The following is a 23,256-nucleotide window of genomic DNA, read 5'->3' as shown; positions in this document are numbered from 1 at the left end:
ACATGAATGTAACTATAATGCTCATCTTACTGAGTGGCTTAATGCGCTGCGTGACTTAACGCACTGCGTGGCTGTGTAAGATGAGACGCTTAGTTCGTTCGCCATCCTGATGCTGATACCTAGAGGCAACCCCCATGCGACTGGCACACTGGGCAGTCAATGCCCCTTTACGACCCTTACTGTTAGCGGTATTCACAGCTTCTTTTGTGTTGCCTGCTCAGGCAGCCGACCTCATTACGATTACCCGTGATGCGTTAGACAATAACGCTGAGCTTGCTTCGGCGCGTTCTGAATACTTGGCCGTAGAAGCAGCCAAAGATATTGCAAAGGCCGGGTTATTGCCTCAGATAAATGCGTCAGGCAATGTGACTCATAATGAGCAGTATGAAAGCCAGACCTCATCTCGTCTTCCTGCTGAAGGAGCTGGATCAGGCAACGCAAGCTCGGGTGATGACCGTTACAACACCGTATCGCTGTCGCTTGAAGCCACTCAGGCCCTCTATGATGAAGTAACGCGCCGAGAAGTCACTCAGGCTGCCAACCAGATTGATCAGCAGGTTTACTTGCTAGCGGCCACCGAACAACAGCTATTGATCGATGTCGCCAGTGCCTATTTTGATATTTTGCGTGCTTACGAAATTTTAGAAGCGCGTCTTGCTCAGGAGCGCGCCATTGGTCGTCAGCTTGAGCAGGCAGGCGAGCAGTTTGAAGTTGGTTTGATTGCGATTACTGAAGTCGAAGAAGCGCGCGCGACGTTTGACCAGTCTCGTGCTGATCGCATTGCGGCAGAAAGCAATCTGCAAGTGGCTTTTGAAGCATTGGAGCAGCTTACCGGCCAGCGTTACGCCAGTATTGAAGCATTGGGCGACAGTATGCCGGTAGACCTCCCTGAGCCGAGTAGCCGCGACTACTGGGTAGAACAAGCCATTGAACGTAACCCCTTGGTGTTAGCTCAGCAGGCCGGTATTGATGTAGCACGCAGCGGCGTAGCCATTGCCCGAGCGGGTCGTTTACCTACGCTACAAGCGTTTGGTAATTATCAATACGGGGACAGTGATATTGATAATACCACCGGAGAAGACTCCTCAAGCCAGGTGGGCTTAAGCGCTAATTTGCCTATTTACACCGGTGGGCGTACCAGTGCCAGTATCCGTCAAGGAACCTATCAACTGGAAAGTAGCCAGTACGACTTCGAGTCCCAGCGCCGCTCCTCCATTCAGCAGGTACGTTCGCTGTATACCCAAGTGAGCAACGATGTGGAAACCGTAGAAGCTCGCCAGCAGGCCATCGTCTCCAATCGGAGCGCTTTAGAAGCCACCCGCGCCGGTTACGAAGTGGGTACTCGTAACATCGTGGACGTGTTGAACGCTGAGCAGAACCTCTACAACGCTATCGCCAACTATGCGGAAGCTCGCTACGACTATGTGGTGAATTTACTCTCGCTGCGTCAGCAGGCCGGGCGCCTGGACGTAGAAGCTATCGATGAAGTCAATGCGTGGCTAACCGGCGATGAGGTGAATTTTACCTTGCCAGAAAGTGGCGGTAACGACCGCTATGAGAGCGCGCTCGACATCGGAGCACCACCCCAGCCGGGCATGTAATTAACGCCGATTGGAAATGACCCAGGTGCAGCAAGTGCTATCAGTCGACTCTTAAAAGATACATGGGAACTCAACGTATGAAGAAGATGATTCACTCACGCCGAGCGAGTCTTGTAACGCTTTTAGCCGCGCTGGCACTCGCGGCCTGTGGTCAAGAGCAAACCGAGGCGCCCCAGCAGGGCGCCGAGCAAGAACCCCCGCCGCATGAGATTGCCGTCGTAGAAATGGCTCGTCAGGATATAGCGCTGGATAAATCGTACCCCTCACTGTTGCGTAGTGATGATGAGGTCACCTTAGTGGCCCGCGTCAGTGGTGCACTGGAAGCGCGTCATTTCGAGCCGGGCCAAATGGTAGAAAAGGGCGACCGCCTTTACACCATTGAACCCGACCTTTACCAGGCAACCGTTAATCAGCGTGAAGCTGATTTGCAAAGCGCGCGTGCCGAGCTTTCCCGCGCCCAGCGAGATGCACAGCGTTTTGAGCAGTTGCTCAGCCAAAACTCGGTCAGTCGTCAACAGTATGACCAGGCCTTGGCTGACCAGCGAGTCGCTCAAGCGAACGTTGCTCAGGCGGAAGCAGCGCTGACCAGCGCTAATCTAGATTTAGGTTACTCCCAAGTGACTGCTCCGGTGTCGGGCATGATCAGCTTAAGCCAAGTCAACGTCGGTAATTTTGTTACTTCCGGAACGGAGCTGGCAACGATCACGCCGCTTGATCCTTTAGAAGTGCGTTTTCAACTACCCCAGCGGGATGCCTTTGAGCTGCGCCGCCAACTGAGCCAGGGAACTGAGGCATCGGATATCCGCGCCCGACTAAGTATTCCCGGTGTCAGCGGTGGTGGGGGTGCCGAGCTGGAAGGCCACTTGGACTTTCTGGGCTCAAGCGTTGATCGGGATACCAGTACCGTTCAGGCATCCGCGACATTTGAGAATCCAGACGCCACTGTTCTGCCTGGCCAGTTTGTACGTGTACAAATCGAAGGTTTAAAGCGCTTTGACGTGATGGCAGTGCCGGAAATTGCCGTGACGCAAGGCTTAATGGGCCCTCAGGTATATGTATTGGATGACGAAAACAAAGCGCGCGAGCGCACGGTCACGTTAGGCGAATTAGCGGGCCCTTGGCTGATTATTCAAGATGGCCTTGAACCAGGCGACCGGGTAGTGGTTGGTGATCCTGCTGGCTTAGAGCCGGGCAGGGCGATTGATCCGCAGCCGTTTAGTGGCAATGCGGAGGCGATGGTGGAAAGGATTGAGCAAGAAGAGGCTCAAGAGCAGGCTGAACAGGCGCAAGCGCTGGAAGGGACGGCCGAAGGCCCGGCCGCTGAAGGGGAAGAGGGTGCGCAATAATGAACTTCTCTAACTTCTTTATCAGCCGTCCGATATTTGCCACTGTACTGGCGATTATCGTGACGCTGGTGGGCGTGATGTCAATGCGTGTGTTGCCCATTGAACAGTACCCCAGCGTGGTGCCGCCGACGGTATCCGTGCAAGCGCAGTTCCCCGGCGCAGATGCGGAAACCGTGGCGCAAACGGTCGCTGCACCCATCGCAGAAGCCATTAACGGCGTTGAGGACATGCTCTACATGACCTCAAACAGCGCTGATAACGGTACCATGAGCCTAAGTGTGGCGTTTAATATCGGCACTGACGGCGATATCAATACCATTAATGTCAATAACCGTGTTCAAGGGGCGCTCTCACAGCTACCTGAAGCGGTGCAGTCGCAAGGTGTCACCGTTGAGCTGCGCTCAGACTCCATCTTGATGTTGATCGCCTTGACCTCTCCGGGCGGCGATTACAGCAAAATCTTCATGCAGAACTACGCCACTCTTAACGTGCTTGATGAATTACGTCAGGTGCCTGGGGTGGGTAGCGCTGAGGTCTTGGGGGGGGGCGAGTTTGCCATGCGTATCTGGATGGATCCGGATAAGCTAGCCCAATATGACCTAACGCCCAGCGAAGTTGCGAGTGCGATTAGAGTGCAAAATACCGAAATCCCTGCGGGTAGCCTGGCTGCTACACCCCAGAGCGATCCACGTGCTTACACCTATACGATTACCGCTGGGGGGCGTCTGAATAATGTCGACGACTTCCGCAACATTTACCTACGCACTAATCCTGATGGATCATCGTTGCGTCTGGAAGATGTGGCACGCATTGAGCTCGGGGCGTCTTTCTATGGGGTCGATGCACGGTTGAACGGCTCGACCATGACGCCAATCATTATCAACCAGCAGCCTGGTGCAAACGCTCTGGAAACCGCAGATGCCGTTCGGGCAACCATGGATGAGTTAGCGAGTCGGTTCCCACCGGGGCTTGAGTATGTCGCCCCTTACGATACCACTTTGTTTATTGATGCCTCGGTTGAGACGGTTCTGCATACCTTTATCGAAGCCTTCCTGATCGTTATCGTCATTCTGTTTATCTTCCTACAGAACTGGCGCTTTACTGTGATTGCCATGTCGGTGGTACCGGTGGCCGTAGTGGGCACTTTTGCAGGCTTCTACGTGTTTGGCTTCTCGATCAACCTGTTGACGCTGTTTGCGCTGGTGTTGTCGATAGGGATAGTGGTCGACGATGCCATCCTGGTGGTGGAGAACGTTGAGCGTGTGCTGAGTGAAGAGGATGATATTAGCGTAAGGGATGCCACCATCCGTGCCATGAAAGAGGTTGGCGGGCCGGTTATCGCGACCTCGCTGATTATGGCAGCCGTGTTTATTCCTGTTGCTTTCCTGGGTGGCTTTACCGGGCAAATTTACCAGCAGTTTGCGATTACCGTGGCGATTTCGGTAGCGATCTCAGCGTTGATGGCATTGACCTTTACGCCCGCGCTTTCAGCGATCTTTATCAAACACAAAATCGCCGGTACCGGGCAGTCCAAATTTAAGCGTGCCCTACACACACCGTTACGCCTGTTTGATCGCTTGTTTGCAGGCATCACTGCGGCTTACATGTGGCTAGTAAAAGGCCTAGTGCGTTTTTGGGTGCTGGCGCTTGCGCTAACGATGGCGACGGGTGTGGGTTCTTACTGGCTCTATGCCAATACGCCTTCAACGTTGGTGCCAGAAACCGACCAGGGTATTGTGCTGGTAAGTGTGTCGCTGCCAGACGCAGCATCACTTGATCGCACCCAGCGCTACATGGAGAAACTTAGCGCGGCCATTGAGGATATTCCTGGGGTTCAGTACTCCTCCGCCGTGGCGGGTTACGACATTCTTTCAAGTGCCGTGAATACAGCTCGCGGGATCATGTTCGTCAATATGCACCCTTGGTCAGAGCGTGAGTTAACTGCCAGTGAACTTGTTGGACGTATTATGGGGTTAGGCGCCAGTATTGATGGTGGTTCTGCAATGGCCTTTAACGTGCCGCCCATCATGGGGCTCTCAACGACCGGTGGCTTTACGGGTTATTTGCAGTCTTTTGAGGGAGCAACGCCACGTGAGCTGTACGAAGCGTCACTGCAAATTATGCAGCAGGCTAACCAGCACCCTGCATTGAGTCGGGTTTTCACCACCTTCAACGTTAATGTGCCTTCTTACCGGGCTAACATCGACCAACAGAAAGCGCTGAGTTACGGCGTGGCGCTGGAGAATATTAACTCAGCCCTAGCCAATACGTTTGGTAATGGCTTTGTGAACTACTTCAGCTATCAAAACCGTAATTTCCAGGTGTATCTGCAAAACGAAGATGAATTTCGTAAAACGCCGGAAGACGTGAGCAATGTTTATGTGCGCGCGGGTAACGGCGAGCGGATACCGCTTTCTGAGTTTGTTGAGCTTGAACGTCAAACCGGACCGTCCGTGGTATCACGCTTCGGGGTGTACGCCGGTGCTCAGTTCCAGGGTAACCCTGCCCCCGGTTATAGCTCTACGCAGGCGATTGAAGCGATGGAGGAGGTCGTTCAGGAGACGTTGGGCTCCAACTGGGGCATGGGCTGGACCGGTACGGCATATCAGGAGGCCAATCTGGGAAGCGCTGCCACTCTGGCTATCGTCTTCGGGCTGCTGATGGTCTTTTTGATTCTAGCGGCTCAGTATGAAAGTTGGTCATTACCGTTAGCCGTTTTGACCGCGACGCCCTTTGCGTTTCTGGGCGGTATTGGCGGGATCGTTCTGCGTGGGCTGGACACCAGTGTCTATGTGCAAATTGGTATGCTGGTGGTGGTTGGGCTGGCTGCGAAAAACGCTATTCTGATCGTCGAGTTCGCCGAACTTCAGCGTAAAGAGCAGGGGAAAAACATCCGCGAAGCGGCGATTATTGCAGCAGAACTGCGTTTCCGCCCTATTGTGATGACCTCTCTGGCGTTTATCTTCGGTACGTTACCGTTGGCCTTAGCGACCGGCGCTAGCGACGTGAGCAGTCATCACATTGGTACCACGGTTGCGATGGGTATGTTCGCTGTGGCGACCTTGGGTAGCCTGTTTATTCCCAGCTTCTACGCCATGATTGCGACAGCCTCTGACTGGCTGGGGCGTAAGGTGAAAGGGGATAAGCGGTACTCCTCGTCACTGGCGCTAGAGCAGGATCGGCTCTAACCTTTAGCGGTAATGAAAGGTGAAAACAGACGGGTATCTCCTTTGGGAGGTACCCGTTTTTTTTATCCCCATGACCGGGGTCAATACAGCACTGGCGCCCTAAAGCTAACCTGGACTAAGCTTAAAAGCATAAAACATCGCCGGCTAAGTACCGGTAGAGGAGGACGCCATGAACGAGGTACTGCACGCAGCGACACAATTTCCGAGCGTTGTGTTTACGCTTCTACTTGGACTATTAGCGCTCTACTGGCTATTAGTCATTATTCGCCTAGCCCCCATTGAGCTGTTTGAGCGCGACAGCTTAAAAGAGGATCATCTCGCCAGTACGTTGGTCTCGTTAGGTTTTGCCGGGGTGCCTGCTACGCTGGCATTAACGGTCATCCTGAGTATTGCGGGGGCGCTCACGCTGACGATTGAATTGCTGGTGTTGCGTTGGTTACCGCTCGGCTTGATACGTATTCCGGTAGGGGTGCTGGTGCTATGGGGCACGCTGGTAGTGGCCTCCCCATTAGCGGCAATGTTGTGCCAAGCCTTACACCGTGGGTTGCATCGCTATCGCCCCTTTACCCGGCGGTGCCTGTTGGGGAAAAGGGTGGTAGTGATTGAACGACAGGATGCAGGTGAAGTGGCTTTTGCGAAGATAGATAAGGAGCCCAGCAGTTCAGTAAAGCTGCTTAGCAAACGAGATGGGCTGCCTGAGTTAGGGGAGCGTCGGGTACTGGTGAAGTACTTACCTGACGAGGGGGCTTATCGTAGTGTTTCTGAGCAGGTGTATCTGGAAACACGTGTCCGGTTGAATAAACTGCGCCTAAAGCAAAAAAACCGCCATTCAGCTCATTACTCAACCTCTCACTAACGACTTGTTTTACTAACGAGCTATTTTTATTAACTGACCATGCCTTTGGAGAGAGACGCCGGGAAGCTTAACATTTTCGCTAGGCCCGGCTTATTTCTACCACCGCCGCCACCGCTGTATCAGCCACTGAAACCTATGCTGCCAGCCGGTGGCGGTTTGCTTTTGGTTGTGAGGCGTTGAGTGAAGCGCTGCGGGGCGATTTAAAAAGTGCTGGATAGGAGCAACCTGTTCGGGTCTATCTAACATCGGGGCATGGCCGCAGTTAGGTATACTCAAGGTCACAAGGTGAGGTTGCTTTTCTTTCATACGCGGCAGTGTTTCTGCATCTAATAGCGTCGAATCTTCACCACGAATGACCATCACCGGGCAGCGAATATTCGCCCAATCGGCCCAGGTGTCGCGTGGTGTATCGTGCACAAACTGCTCGCCGATACGCGGGTCATAGTGATAAGACCAACTCCCATCGGGTAGCCGACGGGAGCTGTTGAGCGCCAGTTCGCGCCAAGCTGACTCACTTGTGATACCGAAGCTAGCATAGTGCTGGGTGAGTTCTTGCTGAAATTCACTAAACGAAGAAAAACGGTGGGTCACCCCAAAATAGCTGGAAAGACCAATAAGCCCTTGTTTATTCAGCTCAGGCCCAATGTCATTAAGGATTAACCGAGAAATACGCTGGCTATGCTGCGGATCCGCCGCAATCAACATGCCTAACAGGCCACCCATCGACGTGCCCAGCCAGTCAACCTGCTCGAGTTGAAAGTGATCCAGTAGCGCGATAGCGACTGTCATGTAATGGCTATAAAGGTAGTCATGCGCAGGGAACAGCGACCAGCTGGATAAACCTCGGCCTGGTGTGTCCGGTGCGAGAACACGCCAACCGCTGCCTAGCTCGCGCGCCAGTGCGCTGAAGTCGCCGCCGTGGCGAGCAAGGCCATGCCAAGCGATAAGGGTGCGGGGGGCGGTAGGGTTCCAGATGCGTACAGCTACTTCTAATTCGCGTACGCGGATAAACTCCAAGGCATCCATAGTGTGCTCACACGGCTAATGATATAGCCAGTATTAGCATAATTGCTGCGATGCAGCGAGAGCGGGACGGTTTGATTAACGATGCATCATGCGAATTGAGGTATCGATCAGCTCGCCGCCCCGTTCGCGAATTGAAAAAGCGTCGGGGTTACGTAGCCAGTCGTGAAACAGTCCACCTAGCATGGATTGCATGAGTCGGGTGGCAATTTCTGGGCTTAGGTCTTCACGAAGCAATTGTTGTTCCTGAGCGAGCCTAAACACGTTCAGCATTTCATCAAAGCACTCGTTACCGATCTTCTCCTGCATATCGAGCGGGTTGATATCGCTGAAGAACTCGCAGCGATGCAATAAGATCGAGAGTATCCGCTGATACGAAGGCTGCTCGAGGCGTACCAAACCCGCATGGCAGGCTAAGCGTATTGCTTCGAGTGGTGATAGTTCGGTGTCAGCTTTGCCGACCTCGTCCATCAGCGACTGAAAGGGCATGCGCACCTGTTCGACCAGGGCCATGAACAAGTCGCCTTTGTTTTTAAAGTGCCAGTAAACGGCACCTCGAGTGAGGCCTGCATGGCGCGCAATTTGCTCAAGCGATGTGCGTGCCACTCCTTTGGCAAAAAATACCTCTTCTGCAGCTTCAAGCAGTGCTTCGCGGGTAGCAGCAGCTTCAGCTTTGGTCTTTCTTGCCATGGAAACGCAACCTCATTATCGACACGGAATGGTCACATTTTAACCTAAGCTAGCGAGTATTTACATTCAAAACTGTATGGATAAATGATTCAGCCCATAACGTGAGTTAACAAATTCGTCATTTTGCTATTCAAGGCGTATAAAAAGGCAATGACGCTGATTCGAACCGCACTAACGACGTGAATATAATTGATTAGGAAACAGGATATAAAGTATGGCACGAGCTCCTTTTCAACTAGGTCAACATACGATTATGCCCGGCCAACGCTTACAAGTGGATGTGCCGGTGGCACGTCTTTACACCCATACACCACTGCATATCCCTGTCGAGGTAGTCCATGGGCGTAAGGATGGCCCGGTGATGCTGGTGTGTGGTGGTATCCATGGTGATGAAATCAACGGTGTGGAAATTGTCCGCCGGGTGCTGCGCTCAAAGGCGATTAACAGCATTCGCGGTACGTTGATTGCTGTGCCGGTGGTGAATGTGTTTGGCTTCTTACAGCAAACGCGCTATTTACCTGACCGGCGCGATCTCAACCGTTGCTTTCCGGGCAGTGAGTCGGGTTCCTTAGGCGGGCGGGTTGCCGCGCTGTTCCGCGAACAGATTGTCGATTACGCCACGCATATTATTGATTTACACACGGGGGCTATTCACCGCACCAACCTGCCCCAAATCCGTGCCCAACTGCAGCCGGGCAGTGAAACCGAGCGTATGGCGAATGCCTTTGGTGCCCCCGTGGTGCTTAACGCTGAACTGCGTGAAGGCAGCTTGCGTCACTACGCTCAGCGGCGCGGTATTCCGGTATTAACCTATGAAGCAGGCGAAGCCTTGCGCTTTGATGAATGGGCGATAGCACCGGGAGTACGAGGTGTATTACGGGTCATGCGGCGCTTGGGCATGCTGACCGGTGAACAGCGTCGCCGCACGCCGGCGCCTGCCGAACTGGCCAATGGGTCAAGTTGGGCGCGTGCGCCTATTGATGGCATTTTGCGCCCTAAGGTGCGCCTGGGCGCGCGCGTTGCCAAAGGCGAGGTGCTGGGTAAAGTAGCTGACCCCTTTGGTAACGATGAAGGCGAAGTTCGCTCCGTCGCGGATGGTATCGTCATTGGTATGAGCCGTTTGCCGTTGGCCAACGAAGGCGAGGCGTTGTTTCATATCGCTCGTTTTGACGAAATTGAGGAGGCCGAAACGGCTGTCGAAAGCTTTAACTCAAGTTTGGTTCCGCCCCCGGATTCGTTCTACTAGTTTTAACCATGATAAAAAGCTATCGCAGTTATAGTCGCCTTATAGCCTCCATGAATGGCATGTTTGTTTTTGTTTGACTATACCTATGATGGGCTTTGTAAGCGGCTACCTAAATGAAAACAAAAGAATAAAATAGCCAAGCTTTCATCGTGCTCAAGCATGTGGTGTGTCAATGCCACTTTTACCGTGACATGGAGGAAAAGCGATGACGAGCGATAAAACTAAACACACTACAACGGATGCGGGCATACCGGTCAGCAGTGATGAACACTCACTTTCAGTAGGCCCCGATGGGCCGATCGTTCTACATGATCACTACTTGATGGAGCAGATGGCTGCCTTTAACCGGGAAATGATTCCGGATCGTCAGCCCCATGCGAAAGGGAGCGGCGCCTTTGGTCACTTCCAAGTAACACACGATGTCAGCCAATACACCAAGGCGGATTTTCTCCAGCCGGGTAAGCACACAGAGATGTTGGCTCGCTTTTCGACGGTGGCCGGTGAGTCTGGTAGCCCGGACACTTGGCGCGATCCCCGTGGCTTCTCGCTGAAGTTCTACACCGAAGAGGGCAACTTCGACATGGTGGGTAATAATACCCCTGTGTTCTTCGTGCGCGATCCGCTCAAATTCCAGCACTTTATCCACTCACAAAAGCGTCGAGCGGATAACGGCTTGCGTGATCATGATATGCAGTGGGACTTCTGGACGCTTTCTCCGCAATCTGCCCACCAAGTCACTTGGCTAATGGGCGATCGGGGCATCCCCGCCAGCTGGCGCCATATGAACGGCTATTCCAGCCATACCTATATGTGGGTAAACGCTGAAGGCGAGCGCTTTTGGGTGAAATACCACTTCAAGACGGACCAGGGCATTAAGTGCATGACCCAGGAACAGGCTGATAAGATGGCAGGTGCGGATGCCGACTACCATCGCCGCGACCTGTTCGATGCCATCAAACGCGGGGATCATCCCACCTGGACGCTGAAAGTTCAGATTATGCCGTTTGAAGATGCCAAGACCTACCACATCAACCCCTTCGATTTGACCAAGGTGTGGCCGCACGGCGACTACCCACTGCATGAAGTCGGTAAGATGACGTTGGATCGCAACCCCGTCGATTTCCACAGCCAAATCGAACAGGCCGCGTTTCAGCCCAGCAACTCGGTACCGGGCACCGGTTTCTCGCCGGATAAAATGCTGTTGGCACGGGTAATCTCCTATGCTGATGCGCACCGCGCGCGTTTGGGGGTGAACTACCAACATATCCCCGTTAACGCACCCAAGACCCCGGTGAACAGCTACACCCAGGGTGGTCGGATGCGTATTAACCACTCCACCGACCCGGTGTACGCACCTAATAGCAAAGGGGGCGCGCACGCCAACCCGGAAAGGTACCCGGAAGAGGCGGTATGGGAGACGGATGGCGAGTTGGTTCGCGCCGCGTACACGCTGCGCCCAGGCGATGGCGACTTCAACCAAGCCAATGATCTAGTCAATAAGGTAATGGATGATGCTGCCCGTGACCGACTGGTCAACAACATTGTGGGCCACGTTTCCGACGGCGTTGAAGAGCCGGTGCTGTCGCGAGTATTTGAGTACTGGAAAAACGTCGATCAGACAATCGGCGAGCGTGTCGAGCAGGGCGTGATGGCGAACCGCCGCGAAAAAGCGCTGTAAGGTTACGCTGTTATGAAAACGAACCCGCTACACTGCGTGTAGCGGGTTTTTTTATGCGACGCATTCAGGTTCGTTCACCAAGCTAAGCGCGTCATCAAATAGGCGTAATCCTGCGCCTTCTTTATGGGCGTGTTCTGACAAATGACGACGAAAGCGCCTGCCGCCAGGGCAACCCTGGAACAGACCTAGCAGATGACGGGTAATGTGATTCAGTTTCGCCCCTTCATCCAAACGCTGCTGAATATAGGGCCGAAACGCGTTCGCAGCCTCCAAGCGGCTCGTCGCCGGGCCTTGCTCACCAAACAACTGCTCATCAACACCGGAGAGTAGCCATGGGTTTTGATACGCTTCGCGCCCGACCATCACGCTATCCACATGGGTCAGCTGTTCCTGGCACTCTGCGAGCGTTTTAATCCCGCCGTTAATGCCGATATGTAACTCGGGCCGGCTCTGCTTCAAGCGATGTACGCGGGGGTAAATAAGCGGCGGCACATCGCGATTCTGCTTGGGTGACAGACCCTGTAGCCATGCTTTACGTGCGTGCACCGTGAACACCTCGCAGCCAGCGTCAGCAACGATCACGATAAACCGCTCAAGATCGGAGTCTTCGTCCTGATCATCAATGCCAATACGGCATTTTACGGTGACCGGAATAGACACCGCTGTCTGCATCGCCCGCACAGCATCGGCTACCTTTTCGGGGTAACCCATCAAGCACGCGCCAATCAGATTGTTCTGCACGCGGTCGCTCGGGCAACCCACGTTCAGGTTCACTTCATCATAGCCCCACGCCTCGGCAATCGCCGCGCACTCAGCAAGCTCTCCGGCATCGCTGCCGCCTAGCTGTAGCGCTAGTGGATGCTCAACCTCGCTATAGCCCAAAAAGCGCTCACGGGGCGTTCCGTGCAAAATCGCACCGGTAGTGACCATCTCGGTATACAGCAACGCCCGCTTGGTTAACGTGCGTGCAAATGCCCTAAAATCGCGGGTCGTCCAATCCATCATGGGCGCGACGGAGAAAGTTCTGTCCAGCGCCGGGCGGGCAATGCCAGACTTCATGCGGGTTGGCGCGGTTGTGGTATCATTCATAACTGTTCATATTTACAGTGGTTGAGCGGCGTTTTACATGGTTCGTTGGTACATATTTGGTACGTGAGCCGCTTTTGATTTGGTACATCTGAGAGGCAAGCATGGCAACGATTCGCAAGCGCCGTAAAAAGGACGGCAGTTTCTCATACATGGTGCAAATTCGCATTGCCCGGCGTGGTCAACCAGACCACTCTGAAACGAAAACATTCCCTAAAAAGGCAATGGCAGAAGAGTGGGCGAAGCGCCGAGAGTTAGAGCTGGCCACACCAGGTGGCGTGCTGACTGCGAAATGGAAAGGCGTTACTTTACACGATGCGATCGAACGCTACCTGCATGAATTTGCCGATGGGGCAGGTCGCAGCAAGCGTGCCACCATTGAGCAGCTTCGGCGCTTCCCGATCGCTCGCGTCAAAATCACTGAACTTAGCAGCGAGCAGATTATTGATCATGCTCAGATGCGTAAGCGAAGTGGTATAAAACCGTCCACGACGTCGCAGGATATTACCTGGTTGGGCATTATCTTAAAAACAGCCGTAGCCGCCTGGCGTATGCCGGTGGATCTGAATGAGTTTGAATCGGCTAAGTTACTACTGAAAAGCAAAGGACTGATTAGCCGGCCAGCATCAAGGGATCGGCGGCCAACAGCCGATGAAATCGAGCGGCTACGGGCTTACTTCGTTCGCTCTCAGAAGATCCGGCCCAGTGCGCTTATACCCATGGAAGACATCATGGATTTTGCGATCGCTTCAGCGCGCCGGCAGGAAGAGATTACCCGGATCACTTGGGACGATTTGGATACAGAGGCGATGACCTGTTGGGTGCGCGATGCCAAGCACCCACGTCAGAAGTGGGGCAACCATAAGCGCTTTAAGCTCACCCATGAGGCGATGGCCATCATCCAGCGGCAGCCGCGTAAAAAAGATGAACCGCGGATCTTCCCCTATTGGGCGAAATCGATTGGTACTCGGTGGAGAGCAGCGACGGAATCCAAAGGCATTGAGGATCTGCGCTTTCACGATCTCCGTCATGAAGCTACGTCGCGGCTGTTTGAGGCAGGGTATGAGATCGTGGAGGTGCAGCAGTTCACGCTCCACGAAAGCTGGGATGTACTAAAGCGGTATACGCACTTGAGACCAGAGATGCTCAAACTTAGATCATGAAGTGATTTCTACGAGCCAATTAGCTCAAGCCGATGGGTGAGTGGGGTGCAAGTTACTTGGCCCGTAGATATCAGATCTCTAATGTTGTATATGATTTGTATTTTTTTGTTATCATTTCTACAGCCTGCCACTAAGTAGATGTGATATAAATTTGCTGGGTCGCTAAGCTTTTCTAACTCGTTTTGAGTGATTTCAAAATTTAAGAATTGCTTTCCAACGGTGCCTTTGACTTCAACTTTAACTAGATCCCCTGATTCGTTTTCGTATTGGATGTCCCAGCCGACTTTTTCACTCGCAACATTTTTCACAGTTTCTGTTTTGACGAGATCTATTTTTCCGTCTTTTAATAAGTTGTAAACAAATAATTCGGCCTCATCGCCAATTTTTTTGGATTCACTTGACCTTCTTGTTGAGTAGGCTGCTTTTCTTTCATTGGTACCCTCTTTGAAGATAGCCTTAAGCAGATCATTTGTGATTGTATAATTATTGGTGCTTGGTTCTAAGCTGCTAGAAGCGTTGTAAAATTGCGGGTAAATCTCCTCGTCAGGTGACTCAAGTGCGTAGTTTTTTGCTATGTGATTAGCGAAACCATCGAAGGAGCCGTATTGATCCCCAATGTATTCAATTACTTCATTCCTTTTGATTGGGGCAAGCCCTTTAGGGGCATCGTAGTACGCACTATTGTTTGTGGTTAAAAGGGCGCTAAGTTGATCAGTTTCAAGATATATTTTTAAAGGCTTGGTTAAAAAATATATTAGCGAAAAATTTTCTCCGCTTTTACCTGGTTTCCAGATAGCCTCTGCTAGCTCAGGATCGTCAGTTTTATCCTCTATTTTCGCTAACCAACGGTAAGCCTTTTTTTTCTCATCTGGGGATTGCTGGTCGGCAGTGTAAAACAGACACAAGTCCCCTTTCTGCATTTGATTGTGAAAAGTTTTATTTTTTCCACTGCCAAGCTTTGCTCCCCATGCGTAATCTGAATCAAAGCCTTTATTGATGGCACTGGCTTTTATGTCCGAAGCAAATCCTTCGGCCAATGAGCGAGGTAGATTTTCAGTGGCTGGTCCATCAGATGCTGGTACTATCCAAATACTGTTCATAAATTACCTGTTGTATTTTCTTGCACTGCCTTTGAATTCTGCAACTGGATATTTTTTTTCATTAATATTCATCTTTTCTGATAAGGCTTCCTCGATGTCGATGTCTAATTTATCTGTGATTCTAAGTAGGTAAGCTGCAATGTCTGCTATTTCATTTCTTACCCGTGCCGCAGATTCTGGATTTTTCATTACCGCTAGGGATTCCTCAGCGGTTAGCCACTGAAACTCTTCTACTAATTCTGAGCACTCAACCGAAAGGGCCATCGCTAAATTTTTGGGGGTATGGAACTGATCCCAATCTCTATCCGAACTAAACGTTTGTAGCTCTGCCTGTAATTTTTTTACGTCCATAAATAACTCCCTATTTTTCAATTACGATACTCAATCACGCATCGTGAACACAACACTCAGCTGGAAGAAACAGCCTGTAATGAGCCACATATTGTATTTTGTTTTCACAAATTGAGTGTTGCGCACAGAATTGTGCTTGCCGAATTAGCCTATTGATCACTCATTCATCATCTTCCACTGCTCCCGCGCCTCAGCTCGCTTCTCATCAATGTACTGCGCCAGGTCGATCGCGCTGACCAGCCAAGGGCTTTTTTGCGAGTCTCCAGCACGGTAAGCCGGTACCGGTAGGGCTTGGGCACCGGCGCGGAAGGCGGCGGTGCGGGGGCTGATGCCGAAGAAGCGCGGGGCGACTTCTTCCAGCGGTAGTTCTGTGCGGCCGTTGAATTCAGCGAGTAAGCCAAAGTAAGTGTTCATTGTTGCCTCCCTTGCTGCTTCCACTTCATGAAGCATTGGCGAATGCGGCGGAACGTGGCCGCTGCGTTTGGGTTATGGTCTAACTCAGCCCGGCTTTGGATCTGGCAGGCGGCGCAGAGCCAGTCCCGGGCGTCTTCTGTGTTGTGAGTACCATCGGGTAGCTGGAACTCAGTCATGTTGTGTTTGGCGCGCCGGCGTCGGTCCAGGTAGAGCTGAAAGGCGCTGTCCTGGCAGAGCATGGCGGCTTGCCGTGCTAGGCGGCCGCCTTTAGCGTGTTGTCCGCACATGCCGCCCCCGTTGTTCACGAATCCCTTGGCACTCGATGCACGTGGTTGCCCAAGGCAGGGCATCGCGGCGTGCCTGAGGGATCTCGCAGCCGCAGTCTTCGCATTCTGGGTCTGGGTTGGGAATGTAGAGAGATAGCCGGTTGTTCAAGGCGGCCTCCATGCGGCGTTCCATGAGTTCGGTGGCGATGTCGGCGTTATCTGCCATGGGTTACTGCTCCTCTAGTTTTTCGATGGCAGCAAAGCGCTGCATGAGTTTTTGGCCATCCGGTAGGTATTCGTGAAGCTCGCGATCGCTCACGGCCGACCACTCGATTACCGCTAGGGCGGCTCGGCGGAGGTCGTCATCCAGCACCCGTAGGCTGGTCAGGTTCAGGGGCCAGGCGTAGCTGTTGTAAACGGCCAGTAGCACGCGGCGGCAGTGCTGCGGCTGGTGGCTATTACCCCTGCCCACCTTTACCAGGCGTTTAAGGGCGGACAGACCGCACTCGGCAACTTGATCGCGGTAATGGGCGGCGTTGGCCTCGGCGGCGAGCATTGTCTCTAGTGCTTGGCGGTTGCGTTCGCGTAGGCGCTGGGTCACCAGTGGCATTGCGTTTTTAGTGGTCATCACGGGCTCCTTCATGCTTGAAACACCCAGCACTTCACGCTGCCGCCGTTGAGGCGGACACGGGAGTTCACGGTGCGGTTGGAATCGATAAACTTGCGGGTCTTGCTGCTTTTCAGGTAACGCTTCAGCTCGCGCACCTCCGGGGTGCGCAGCTTGTATTCGGCGCAGGTGCGCTCGAAGTCTTTAAGGTTGATCGCGATCAGGTCGCTGCCCTTGCCGTAGTGGTTCAGCATGGGGTCGTCGCGCAGGCCCTCGATGTAGTCGAAGGCTTCCCAGAACTCAGCAACCACGGGGTGGTCGGCGTTGATGGATTTCTGGCGTTCCCGGGCCATCTGCTTCACATGGCCAAGGGCCATATCAACAGTTTGCTGGTCGAAGAGATCCAAGCCTTCCGGCCCCAGGCACTCCACCAGGGCCATCAGCTGGCCGTGGCACTTGGCGATGCGCAGCACTTTGATTTCCGGATCGTCGGCCAGGTGGTCGGCGTAGTGGCGGGCGCGCTGGGTGATTAACGAAAGCAACGCGGCCTCGCGTTGGGCCACTTCCAGGGCAAACTGGCTAACGTGCTCGATCTCGGTACGTTCCAGCGCCTCGGCCATAGCCTTGGTGTTTTTGTTCTGGCCTTCCCGCGTGAAGTGCAGGTGGCAGATCCGCGTTTGGATCGCTTCACCTGCCTGCACCGGGGCGTTCTGGCTGATCACGATGCTGCCGCGAAAGGGCGGCTCGTAAGTATCGTTGCCGCTGTTCTTCACGCCGCGGGCGCGGATCGAGCGGCCGTTGAAAGCGGTTTTGAGCTCATCCCAATCAAACTGCTTCTGTTTCAAACCGCCTTCCTGCTCGCGGTCGGACTCGATCAACACCACCGGCAGGTTGCTCACCTGGGCGAAGTTGCGTGAGCGGGCGGGCATGGTGGCTTTGCTGGGGTCGAAGCCTTCATAGTCGCGGCGGCCGCACAGCTTCCACAGGAACTCAATCAGCGTGGATTTACCCGCGCCGGCTTCGCCGACGATCTCCAAAAACGGGAAGCTGCCCATCTCGGCGCGGATCTGCTCGGCCAGCAGGCTGCCCAGCCAGTAGCCCAGCGCAATCACGCCGCGGGTGCCAAACGCGCCCAGCAGCTGCTCTGTCCATTCGCGCTGGAAGGCTTTGCGGTCGTCGTTGATGTGCAGCGCTACCGACTGGCTGAGCGTCTTTAACTGGCGGCGGGGGCCAAGCTCGAAAAAGTCTTCGCTGTTGATTGGCACCACACGGCCACCGGCTACGGCAAGATCGCCGAACACATAGGCGCCGTGATCTTTGCTGTAGCCGATAAAGTCGATGGTCTCGACGGTTTTGATGTTGCCGATTTGATCCTGCAGCAGGCTGTCCAGCTGTTGGCTGGTACCCGTCCACACTGCGCCTGGCGCAACGCCCAGCAGGCGCTTTTTATACTCAGACGCCGACGCCAGTTGGCCACCGCTAAAGGTGTTCTTGATCGGCGGGCGGCCATCGGGGAATTCCACACGGTAGTAGTACCAGCTCTCATCAGTGACCGCGTTCGCCTGGTAGTAGAGCGCTGTGGGGTAACAGGTGCAGATCCGCTTCACGCTGCCGGATTGCTCCAGGGCCGCATCGCGCAGGGCGGGGTCGATCTGCCGCTGGTCTTCGCCATCTAACCCATCGGCGCGCAGGGCGCGGTCGAAGGCATCCATATCCAGCTTCCACCACCACAGCTGGCGTTTGAACTCGAACCAGAACTCCCGCTGTTCGCGGCGCTTGTAGATCAACAGCGCTTTGGCCATGGCGGTAGGGGCTAACAGCAAGTCGCCGTGGTAGCGGTAGGTGTCCAGGTGCTTTTCAGAAAGCTCGCCGCGCTGGTGGGCATCGTTCCAGTCGTGACCACCGTTGGGGATCTGCGCGGCGTCACAATCCCAGCCTGCCGCACGAGCACGCCTTACATGCTTGTGAATGGCGTTGTGGCCAGCGCGGTTGTTATCCAGCGCCCACACCAAGGTGGGGCGGCAGGTGCCCGCTTTGTGGGTGGCATCCGAAAGGGCTTGCAGCGCTTTATCGGGGTAGTTGCCGCAGCTCATGGCGGACACCGCCGCGATGCCGTGGTGGTAAAGAGCGATCGCATCGAAGATGCCCTCTACAATCCACACTTCACCGGCGGCGACCAGATCCGCCGCGGTGAGTGCAGGCGGGCACCACCACTGGCCTTTATAGCGGCCAACGAAATTGGCCTTCTGCTTGCCGAAGCGCTCCGGGTTATCCAGCAGGCGCTCCCAGTAAGCGCCGCCGGGCAGGGCGAAGCGGACGGTGGCGGTGCCACCTATCTCCGGTTTCCAGTAGCTCTCCTGGGTGTACCAGCCCTGAATGCGGGAAAGCTCAAAGCCGCGGCCGTCACGCAGGTAGCCATCCGCCACCGGTGTTTGAGAGGTGGGCTTTTCGCCCACCTGGGTGCTGTAGCGCTCGCTCCAGGAACGGAACAGATCCGGGAACAGCGCTTTGACGTGGATTTGTGCACCACAGTTGTTTTCCCGCCCGCACTTCAGCATCCACGGCGCATCGGCGTTGATGTACGCTTCGCGCTTACCGCACTCGGGGCAGCGCACCCGTTGCAGGTAGGGGCCGCGCTCAATCGCCTCAAAATCGCTGATTAAGCGCGCAACAATGTCCTGGCGCAGCGATATATTCACGCTCGCCTCCTTATGTCACAGTCAGTAGCGGGGCCGGTTAGGCGTTTACGATTTCCTTTGCGCCTGCTTGATCGCTTGTTGAAGCAATCTGGGCGTAAACGGCAGATCCACCATGGGGTTGGGGCTGTCGCTGGGCGTCAGCGTGTTGCACACCTCGATGTGCGCTTTGCCCCGAAACCCACAGTCTTCATTACGGCATTCCACCACCAACTCGCGGTACACCGGCGTCAGCCCCTGGCTTTTGCGGATGCGCAGGTTCTGGCAACAGTGCGGGCACGGAAGGCGGTGTTTGCTGGTCATTGTCATCAGCGTTTTCTCTCAATGGGGTAAAGGGCGCGGCTGCGGCCGGTGAGTCCTTGGGTGCCTTTGCGCAAACGCCGGCGGAGTAGCCACTCGGCGGCGTCGTCCAGGCTTTGCAAATCCTGCTGTTCACATACCTGCTGCAGCACCGTCTCCAACTGTTCATCCAGCGGAAGGCGACAATCGCTGCGGGCGGGTTGGTCAGCCATACGTCAGTGCTCCTTGAGGTCCTCAAAAGGGCCTGCGTTTACGACGCCTGCTGGGGCATAGTGCTAACGGAGAGATCAGCAACGCCTAGCGTCTCCAGTGCTTCTTTCAGCACCAGTTGACGCAGCAGCGACGCCCGCTCGATGCCGGTGTAATCCACCAACGCATCGATCAGTTGGGCCTCGTACTGATCCAAATTGAGAGCGGCGTAACGAGAGCGCACACGTTTGGGGTCCTGGTACATGGCAAACATCCTTATGCAGGCAAGGTCATTCGGCGTTCAGGGTGTCTTGGTCGTACTCGGCGATGCCGCGGAGCAGCAACATGCGACCAGTGGCCGACATCGAGCGCACTTCCAGCTCTTGAATACACTTCAGCTCTTCCCGTTCGCTTTCGGTGAGGTGAATCATGACGGGGCAGTTACACCCCTTAGGGGCATAAATTGGCTTTGGGGTAATGGTGTTAGCGGTGGCCATGGGTTAGGCTTCCTTAATAGAGTGAAAGACTTTAAAAGGGACGGCCGAGCGGCGAATTTAGCGCTCGTAAAGGCGCACCAGCTTGCGATGCAGAAAGTGTTCATCCAGGTGGGCACGCAGTTCGGCCAGGGCGTCTTCGATGTCTACCGCGGGGGTATGGCTGGCCAGCATCGTGGCAGCGAGTTGGCCCACGGCCTCGGCGGTGGTGCGTTCTTCCAAGGCTTCAAGATCCGACAGCGGATTACTGTCGCCAATCTCGGCCGTAATGGCTTGACGAGTGGCGGGTGAGCAGCGGTCCAGTTCGACCTCGAGACCGCGAAACAGCAGGATAGATTGAGCAGCAGGTGTGGCCATGGCAGTGGCTCCCTTTACGTAGTGTTGTAGAGTGAAAGACATGAATAGATTGGTTCATAAAAATGAACCTGTCAATAAGGATGGTTCATAAAAATGGTCATTGGTGAGCGCTTAAAAGAAGAACGCGAGCGACTTGGGCTGAGCCAAACGGCTCTGGCCCAGATTGGTGGTGTCGGAAAAACGACTCAGATCAAATACGAAAAAGGCGCTAGTAGTCCCGACTCTGCTTACCTTTCGGCGGTTTCTGATGAAGGCGTTGATATTTTTTATGTGCTCAAAGGCCAACGGTCAGGATCGGCAACTGCTCAACCTCTTGGGGTTCCGCTAAGTGAACCATCGCTGGATCTCTCGCCGGTGAAGATGTACGACATTGAAGCGGCAGCGGGCGCTGGTCGCAGCTTTGAAGGCGAGCCGGTTAAAACCACGCTGTATTTCTCCAGCGCCGAACTGGCGGAACAGGGGCTAGACCCTGCGCAGGTGGTGGGCATTAAAGTGCGTGGCGATTCGATGGATGGCACCCTAGCCGATGGCGACTGGGTGCTTGTGGATCGCAGCAACCGCGACCCTAAGCAGGAAGGTGTTTTTTTGCTGTTGGTGAGCGGCGAGCGAAGAATTAAACGGTTGCAGCGCCTGGCGGGCGGCGCGCTGTACCTGATCAGCGATAATGACCACTACCAGCCGGAAATGATCAAGCCGCAGGATATGCATGATGTGGAGATTCTGGGGCGGTGTGAGATTCGGATTGGGCGGGTTGTGTGACTGTAAAACCGTAAAGGCAGCAATGAGGTTTTGAGACAGCCAGTAATTAACACAGGGAGTTAGGGAATGAAGGTTTTGAAAGTATTGGTCGCATTGAGTGCCGTTGTTTTTTCCTCTGGTGCATTAGCGGAACTTAGTGAGCAGTACGATACCGTTGAAGAGTTGATGTATGCCCACCAAGATTATGACTCTTTCAACAATACATTTGAGATGTTGGATGCCGATAAGCCGCATTATCGCCTCTCTAAAATCACCGTGACAAACGATTTAGAGGACGTGGTGTATTACGAAAATTGGCGTGCTGCTATATATGGTGTTTATAACGTGTTTGCCCACACTTCTATAGAGGAAGTCACTGTTACGGCGATACCTTTGGAATTTGAAAATTTGATGAACAGGGATCAATCGAAATTGCTTGAAAATCAGTCAATTACTCTACAAATAAGCCGTGAAGAAGCTTATGACGCGTTGGCAAGCTTGATTGATATTGGCTCGCTGAGCGATGTTAAAGAAGCCACAGAATATGGTTACCAGTGGTCAGATGATTTCAATAGTGTTTATTATGAAAGTGAGCAGCCAGGGCTAGATTCTTTAATTTCTAACCTTTTAATAAATTGTAGGGGGAGTTGTGATTGACTTTTTAAATTTCGGAGAAAACATAGTTTGTGGAAGATTTAATTATGCCCCCTCTGCAGGAAATAAAGCTTTAATCTATGTTTACTGTAACTTATGTAATATATGTGGCTGTTCAATAGATAAAAATAATGACACTCGTGAGCATTTAATTCCTCAATCTATCGGGGGAAGGTTAAAAGTAAAGGGCTTTATATGCAGGAAATGCAACAGTGAGTCAGGGGATAAATGGGATTTTGATTTAGCGGATAGTTTAAATCCGCTAAACCTACTTTGTAGAGTGAGAAGGGAAAGAAAACCTCCTCCTTCCCAGGTATTTCAAACCGTGGGTGGAGCCTCACTTGAGTGGAATGCAAATGGAAGCTATAAACCTTCGAAGCCGACATTTTCTAAAATTGAGACTAATGAAGGTTTCAATATAAATATCGTAGCTAGAGACATAAAAGAAGCCAGGAGTATACTGAAAGGGCAATTAAAAAAACATCCTAACATTGATGTTGAGAAAATTTTGACTCAAGCGAAAGTCGAGTCTGTTTATTCTAGTGATCCATTAGAGATAAATTTAAACTTTGGAGGGCATCTGACTGGTAGGTCTTTAATTAAATCTGCACTTTGTCTAGTATATTGCAGCGGTATAGATACTAGGTTTTGCAACCTGGCTTTTTCTTATTTAAATGGAACGGATGATCAGTGTTGTTGGGGATATTATAATGTTACTGATTTGGTTTTAAATAGAGAGAAAGGTCTCTCTTATCATTGTGTATATGTAAAAGGTGATAGTGTCAGTGGCCTGATAACAGCTTATATAGAGTACTTTGGTTGTTATAGAATGGTTGCTTGTCTGTCTGATTGCTATACTGGGGAAGCATTTAGTAACTTGTACGCAATCGACCCGGTGACCGGTGATCTCGTTGATCTTTCTATAGATTTAAGTTTTACTTACAGTGAGATCCTGGATATTTATGACTATAAGAAAGTAGACTTCTCTCTGCAGAAAGAGATATTTGAAAATATTGTTGAACGAGCTATGGCTAATAGTTTTGAAGCTGAAAAAAATCGTGTTATCAATGAGGCTCTTGAATATGCTTTTGAAAATTGCAGCATTCAAGAAGGATATATTACTGAGCCTAGTCAAATGCAAGAAATCATAGATTTGACGATGGAGAAAATGAAGCCATTTTTGCTTCATCATAATAGAAGTAACTGACTTTAT

At 53.0% G+C, this 23,256-nt stretch carries 25 protein-coding genes; 10 read left to right on the top strand and 15 right to left on the bottom strand.

Going from position 1 to position 23,256, the window contains the following annotated elements; genetic code table 11:
- Positions 1-134: 134 nt before the first annotated feature.
- From ACUVOF_RS00935 to ACUVOF_RS00920, 4 genes are all read left to right on the top strand, one after another.
- On the top strand, positions 135-1,601 hold the full coding sequence (locus tag ACUVOF_RS00935) for a TolC family outer membrane protein (RefSeq protein ID WP_447042575.1): 1,467 nt from the start codon (positions 135-137) through the stop codon (positions 1,599-1,601).
- Positions 1,602-1,678: 77 nt separating this feature from the next.
- Positions 1,679-2,947: an efflux RND transporter periplasmic adaptor subunit gene (locus ACUVOF_RS00930; protein ID WP_447042574.1), complete on the top strand. Its 1,269-nt coding sequence runs from the start codon at positions 1,679-1,681 to the stop codon at positions 2,945-2,947.
- A complete protein-coding gene (locus tag ACUVOF_RS00925; protein ID WP_447042573.1) occupies positions 2,947-6,135 on the top strand; it encodes an efflux RND transporter permease subunit in 3,189 nt (1,062 codons plus the stop codon). Before ACUVOF_RS00930 ends, ACUVOF_RS00925 begins: the two co-directional genes overlap by 1 nt.
- 169 nt (positions 6,136-6,304) lie before the next feature.
- Entirely contained in the window at positions 6,305-6,991 is a 687-nt protein-coding gene (locus ACUVOF_RS00920) for a hypothetical protein (RefSeq protein ID WP_447042572.1), read from the top strand.
- Positions 6,992-7,087: 96 nt separating this feature from the next.
- Here the strand turns inward: ACUVOF_RS00920 and ACUVOF_RS00915 are convergent, their stop codons facing one another.
- Positions 7,088-8,017, bottom strand: a complete 930-nt coding sequence (locus tag ACUVOF_RS00915) for an alpha/beta fold hydrolase (RefSeq protein WP_447042571.1) — start codon at positions 8,015-8,017, stop codon at positions 7,088-7,090.
- A 75-nt stretch (positions 8,018-8,092) separates the two neighbouring features.
- The gene (locus ACUVOF_RS00910) at positions 8,093-8,704 is read right to left on the bottom strand and encodes a TetR family transcriptional regulator (protein WP_447042570.1); all 612 of its coding nucleotides are present in this window, start codon (positions 8,702-8,704) and stop codon (positions 8,093-8,095) included.
- 214 nt (positions 8,705-8,918) lie between these two features.
- Here ACUVOF_RS00910 and ACUVOF_RS00905 point away from each other — a divergent pair, with 214 nt between their 5' ends.
- Positions 8,919-9,950 carry a succinylglutamate desuccinylase/aspartoacylase family protein gene (locus ACUVOF_RS00905; RefSeq protein WP_113270354.1) on the top strand — a complete coding sequence of 344 codons (1,032 nt, stop codon included), beginning with the start codon at positions 8,919-8,921 and terminating at the stop codon, positions 9,948-9,950.
- Between the two features lie 205 nt (positions 9,951-10,155).
- The gene (locus tag ACUVOF_RS00900; protein WP_447042569.1) at positions 10,156-11,628 is read left to right on the top strand and encodes a catalase; all 1,473 of its coding nucleotides are present in this window, start codon (positions 10,156-10,158) and stop codon (positions 11,626-11,628) included.
- 51 nt (positions 11,629-11,679) lie between these two features.
- Here ACUVOF_RS00900 and dusA read toward each other — a convergent pair whose 3' ends face one another.
- Positions 11,680-12,717 (bottom strand): tRNA dihydrouridine(20/20a) synthase DusA, encoded by a 1,038-nt coding sequence (gene dusA, locus ACUVOF_RS00895; RefSeq protein WP_447042568.1) that lies wholly within the window; start codon positions 12,715-12,717, stop codon positions 11,680-11,682.
- Between the two features lie 101 nt (positions 12,718-12,818).
- On the opposite strand from dusA, the gene ACUVOF_RS00890 reads away from it, so the two are divergent.
- Entirely contained in the window at positions 12,819-13,877 is a 1,059-nt protein-coding gene (locus tag ACUVOF_RS00890; protein ID WP_447042567.1) for a tyrosine-type recombinase/integrase, read from the top strand.
- A gap of 8 nt (positions 13,878-13,885) precedes the next feature.
- On the opposite strand, the gene ACUVOF_RS00885 is transcribed toward ACUVOF_RS00890, so the two are convergent.
- The 12 genes from ACUVOF_RS00885 to ACUVOF_RS00830 form a co-directional block, all read right to left on the bottom strand.
- Positions 13,886-14,977 carry a DUF3883 domain-containing protein gene (locus ACUVOF_RS00885; protein WP_447042566.1) on the bottom strand — a complete coding sequence of 364 codons (1,092 nt, stop codon included), beginning with the start codon at positions 14,975-14,977 and terminating at the stop codon, positions 13,886-13,888.
- A 3-nt stretch (positions 14,978-14,980) separates the two neighbouring features.
- On the bottom strand, positions 14,981-15,328 hold the full coding sequence (locus ACUVOF_RS00880) for a nucleotide pyrophosphohydrolase (RefSeq protein WP_447042565.1): 348 nt from the start codon (positions 15,326-15,328) through the stop codon (positions 14,981-14,983).
- A 156-nt stretch (positions 15,329-15,484) separates the two neighbouring features.
- Positions 15,485-15,742 carry a pyocin activator PrtN family protein gene (locus ACUVOF_RS00875; RefSeq protein WP_447042564.1) on the bottom strand — a complete coding sequence of 86 codons (258 nt, stop codon included), beginning with the start codon at positions 15,740-15,742 and terminating at the stop codon, positions 15,485-15,487.
- A complete protein-coding gene (locus ACUVOF_RS00870; RefSeq protein WP_447042563.1) occupies positions 15,739-16,029 on the bottom strand; it encodes a hypothetical protein in 291 nt (96 codons plus the stop codon). The genes ACUVOF_RS00875 and ACUVOF_RS00870 overlap by 4 nt, the downstream gene beginning before the upstream one ends.
- A complete protein-coding gene (locus ACUVOF_RS00865; RefSeq protein ID WP_447042562.1) occupies positions 16,010-16,234 on the bottom strand; it encodes a TraR/DksA family transcriptional regulator in 225 nt (74 codons plus the stop codon). The genes ACUVOF_RS00870 and ACUVOF_RS00865 overlap by 20 nt, the downstream gene beginning before the upstream one ends.
- Positions 16,235-16,237: 3 nt before the next feature.
- Positions 16,238-16,636 carry a DUF7673 family protein gene (locus ACUVOF_RS00860; protein ID WP_447042561.1) on the bottom strand — a complete coding sequence of 133 codons (399 nt, stop codon included), beginning with the start codon at positions 16,634-16,636 and terminating at the stop codon, positions 16,238-16,240.
- 11 nt (positions 16,637-16,647) lie between these two features.
- Entirely contained in the window at positions 16,648-19,314 is a 2,667-nt protein-coding gene (locus tag ACUVOF_RS00855; protein WP_447042560.1) for a toprim domain-containing protein, read from the bottom strand.
- Positions 19,315-19,359: 45 nt separating this feature from the next.
- Positions 19,360-19,620, bottom strand: a complete 261-nt coding sequence (locus tag ACUVOF_RS00850; protein WP_447042559.1) for an ogr/Delta-like zinc finger family protein — start codon at positions 19,618-19,620, stop codon at positions 19,360-19,362.
- Positions 19,620-19,823 (bottom strand): hypothetical protein, encoded by a 204-nt coding sequence (locus tag ACUVOF_RS00845; RefSeq protein ID WP_447042558.1) that lies wholly within the window; start codon positions 19,821-19,823, stop codon positions 19,620-19,622. Before ACUVOF_RS00845 ends, ACUVOF_RS00850 begins: the two co-directional genes overlap by 1 nt.
- A 38-nt stretch (positions 19,824-19,861) precedes the next feature.
- The gene (locus tag ACUVOF_RS00840) at positions 19,862-20,065 is read right to left on the bottom strand and encodes a hypothetical protein (protein WP_133731170.1); all 204 of its coding nucleotides are present in this window, start codon (positions 20,063-20,065) and stop codon (positions 19,862-19,864) included.
- 25 nt (positions 20,066-20,090) lie between these two features.
- On the bottom strand, positions 20,091-20,297 hold the full coding sequence (locus ACUVOF_RS00835; RefSeq protein ID WP_447042557.1) for a hypothetical protein: 207 nt from the start codon (positions 20,295-20,297) through the stop codon (positions 20,091-20,093).
- A 57-nt stretch (positions 20,298-20,354) separates the two neighbouring features.
- Complete coding sequence (locus ACUVOF_RS00830; RefSeq protein ID WP_447042556.1) at positions 20,355-20,651, bottom strand: hypothetical protein; 297 nt, start codon at positions 20,649-20,651, stop codon at positions 20,355-20,357.
- Between the two features lie 93 nt (positions 20,652-20,744).
- Between ACUVOF_RS00830 and ACUVOF_RS00825 the strand changes: the two genes are divergently transcribed.
- The 3 genes from ACUVOF_RS00825 to ACUVOF_RS00815 all read left to right on the top strand — a co-directional run bounded on the left by ACUVOF_RS00825 (position 20,745) and on the right by ACUVOF_RS00815 (position 23,250).
- Positions 20,745-21,410: an XRE family transcriptional regulator gene (locus ACUVOF_RS00825; RefSeq protein WP_447042555.1), complete on the top strand. Its 666-nt coding sequence runs from the start codon at positions 20,745-20,747 to the stop codon at positions 21,408-21,410.
- 66 nt (positions 21,411-21,476) lie between these two features.
- The gene (locus ACUVOF_RS00820) at positions 21,477-22,046 is read left to right on the top strand and encodes a hypothetical protein (protein WP_447042554.1); all 570 of its coding nucleotides are present in this window, start codon (positions 21,477-21,479) and stop codon (positions 22,044-22,046) included.
- The gene (locus tag ACUVOF_RS00815; RefSeq protein WP_447042553.1) at positions 22,039-23,250 is read left to right on the top strand and encodes an HNH endonuclease; all 1,212 of its coding nucleotides are present in this window, start codon (positions 22,039-22,041) and stop codon (positions 23,248-23,250) included. The genes ACUVOF_RS00820 and ACUVOF_RS00815 overlap by 8 nt, the downstream gene beginning before the upstream one ends.
- Positions 23,251-23,256: the final 6 nt, after the last annotated feature.

This window comes from Vreelandella sp. H-I2 (assembly GCF_052959335.1).
The sequence above is the reverse complement of the archived record's forward strand: the minus strand, read 5'-3'. Positions and strand labels throughout refer to the sequence as shown.

Bases quoted from the DNA above. Each gene is read 5' to 3' on its own strand.
- ACUVOF_RS00870 (WP_447042563.1), bottom strand. From the start codon at position 16,029: ATGTGCGGACAACACGCTAAAGGCGGCCGCCTAGCACGGCAAGCCGCC.
- ACUVOF_RS00905 (WP_113270354.1), top strand. From the start codon at position 8,919: ATGGCACGAGCTCCTTTTCAACTAGGTCAACATACGATTATGCCCGGC.
- ACUVOF_RS00930 (WP_447042574.1), top strand. From the start codon at position 1,679: ATGAAGAAGATGATTCACTCACGCCGAGCGAGTCTTGTAACGCTTTTA.
- dusA (WP_447042568.1), bottom strand. From the start codon at position 12,717: ATGAATGATACCACAACCGCGCCAACCCGCATGAAGTCTGGCATTGCC.
- ACUVOF_RS00935 (WP_447042575.1), top strand. From the start codon at position 135: ATGCGACTGGCACACTGGGCAGTCAATGCCCCTTTACGACCCTTACTG.
- ACUVOF_RS00830 (WP_447042556.1), bottom strand. From the start codon at position 20,651: ATGGCCACACCTGCTGCTCAATCTATCCTGCTGTTTCGCGGTCTCGAG.
- ACUVOF_RS00880 (WP_447042565.1), bottom strand. From the start codon at position 15,328: ATGGACGTAAAAAAATTACAGGCAGAGCTACAAACGTTTAGTTCGGAT.
- ACUVOF_RS00835 (WP_447042557.1), bottom strand. From the start codon at position 20,297: ATGGCCACCGCTAACACCATTACCCCAAAGCCAATTTATGCCCCTAAG.
- ACUVOF_RS00885 (WP_447042566.1), bottom strand. From the start codon at position 14,977: ATGAACAGTATTTGGATAGTACCAGCATCTGATGGACCAGCCACTGAA.
- ACUVOF_RS00825 (WP_447042555.1), top strand. From the start codon at position 20,745: ATGGTCATTGGTGAGCGCTTAAAAGAAGAACGCGAGCGACTTGGGCTG.
- ACUVOF_RS00840 (WP_133731170.1), bottom strand. From the start codon at position 20,065: ATGTACCAGGACCCCAAACGTGTGCGCTCTCGTTACGCCGCTCTCAAT.
- ACUVOF_RS00850 (WP_447042559.1), bottom strand. From the start codon at position 19,620: ATGACAATGACCAGCAAACACCGCCTTCCGTGCCCGCACTGTTGCCAG.
- ACUVOF_RS00860 (WP_447042561.1), bottom strand. From the start codon at position 16,636: ATGACCACTAAAAACGCAATGCCACTGGTGACCCAGCGCCTACGCGAA.
- ACUVOF_RS00820 (WP_447042554.1), top strand. From the start codon at position 21,477: ATGAAGGTTTTGAAAGTATTGGTCGCATTGAGTGCCGTTGTTTTTTCC.
- ACUVOF_RS00875 (WP_447042564.1), bottom strand. From the start codon at position 15,742: ATGAACACTTACTTTGGCTTACTCGCTGAATTCAACGGCCGCACAGAA.
- ACUVOF_RS00845 (WP_447042558.1), bottom strand. From the start codon at position 19,823: ATGGCTGACCAACCCGCCCGCAGCGATTGTCGCCTTCCGCTGGATGAA.
- ACUVOF_RS00925 (WP_447042573.1), top strand. From the start codon at position 2,947: ATGAACTTCTCTAACTTCTTTATCAGCCGTCCGATATTTGCCACTGTA.
- ACUVOF_RS00920 (WP_447042572.1), top strand. From the start codon at position 6,305: ATGAACGAGGTACTGCACGCAGCGACACAATTTCCGAGCGTTGTGTTT.
- ACUVOF_RS00890 (WP_447042567.1), top strand. From the start codon at position 12,819: ATGGCAACGATTCGCAAGCGCCGTAAAAAGGACGGCAGTTTCTCATAC.
- ACUVOF_RS00900 (WP_447042569.1), top strand. From the start codon at position 10,156: ATGACGAGCGATAAAACTAAACACACTACAACGGATGCGGGCATACCG.
- ACUVOF_RS00865 (WP_447042562.1), bottom strand. From the start codon at position 16,234: ATGGCAGATAACGCCGACATCGCCACCGAACTCATGGAACGCCGCATG.
- ACUVOF_RS00910 (WP_447042570.1), bottom strand. From the start codon at position 8,704: ATGGCAAGAAAGACCAAAGCTGAAGCTGCTGCTACCCGCGAAGCACTG.
- ACUVOF_RS00915 (WP_447042571.1), bottom strand. From the start codon at position 8,017: ATGGATGCCTTGGAGTTTATCCGCGTACGCGAATTAGAAGTAGCTGTA.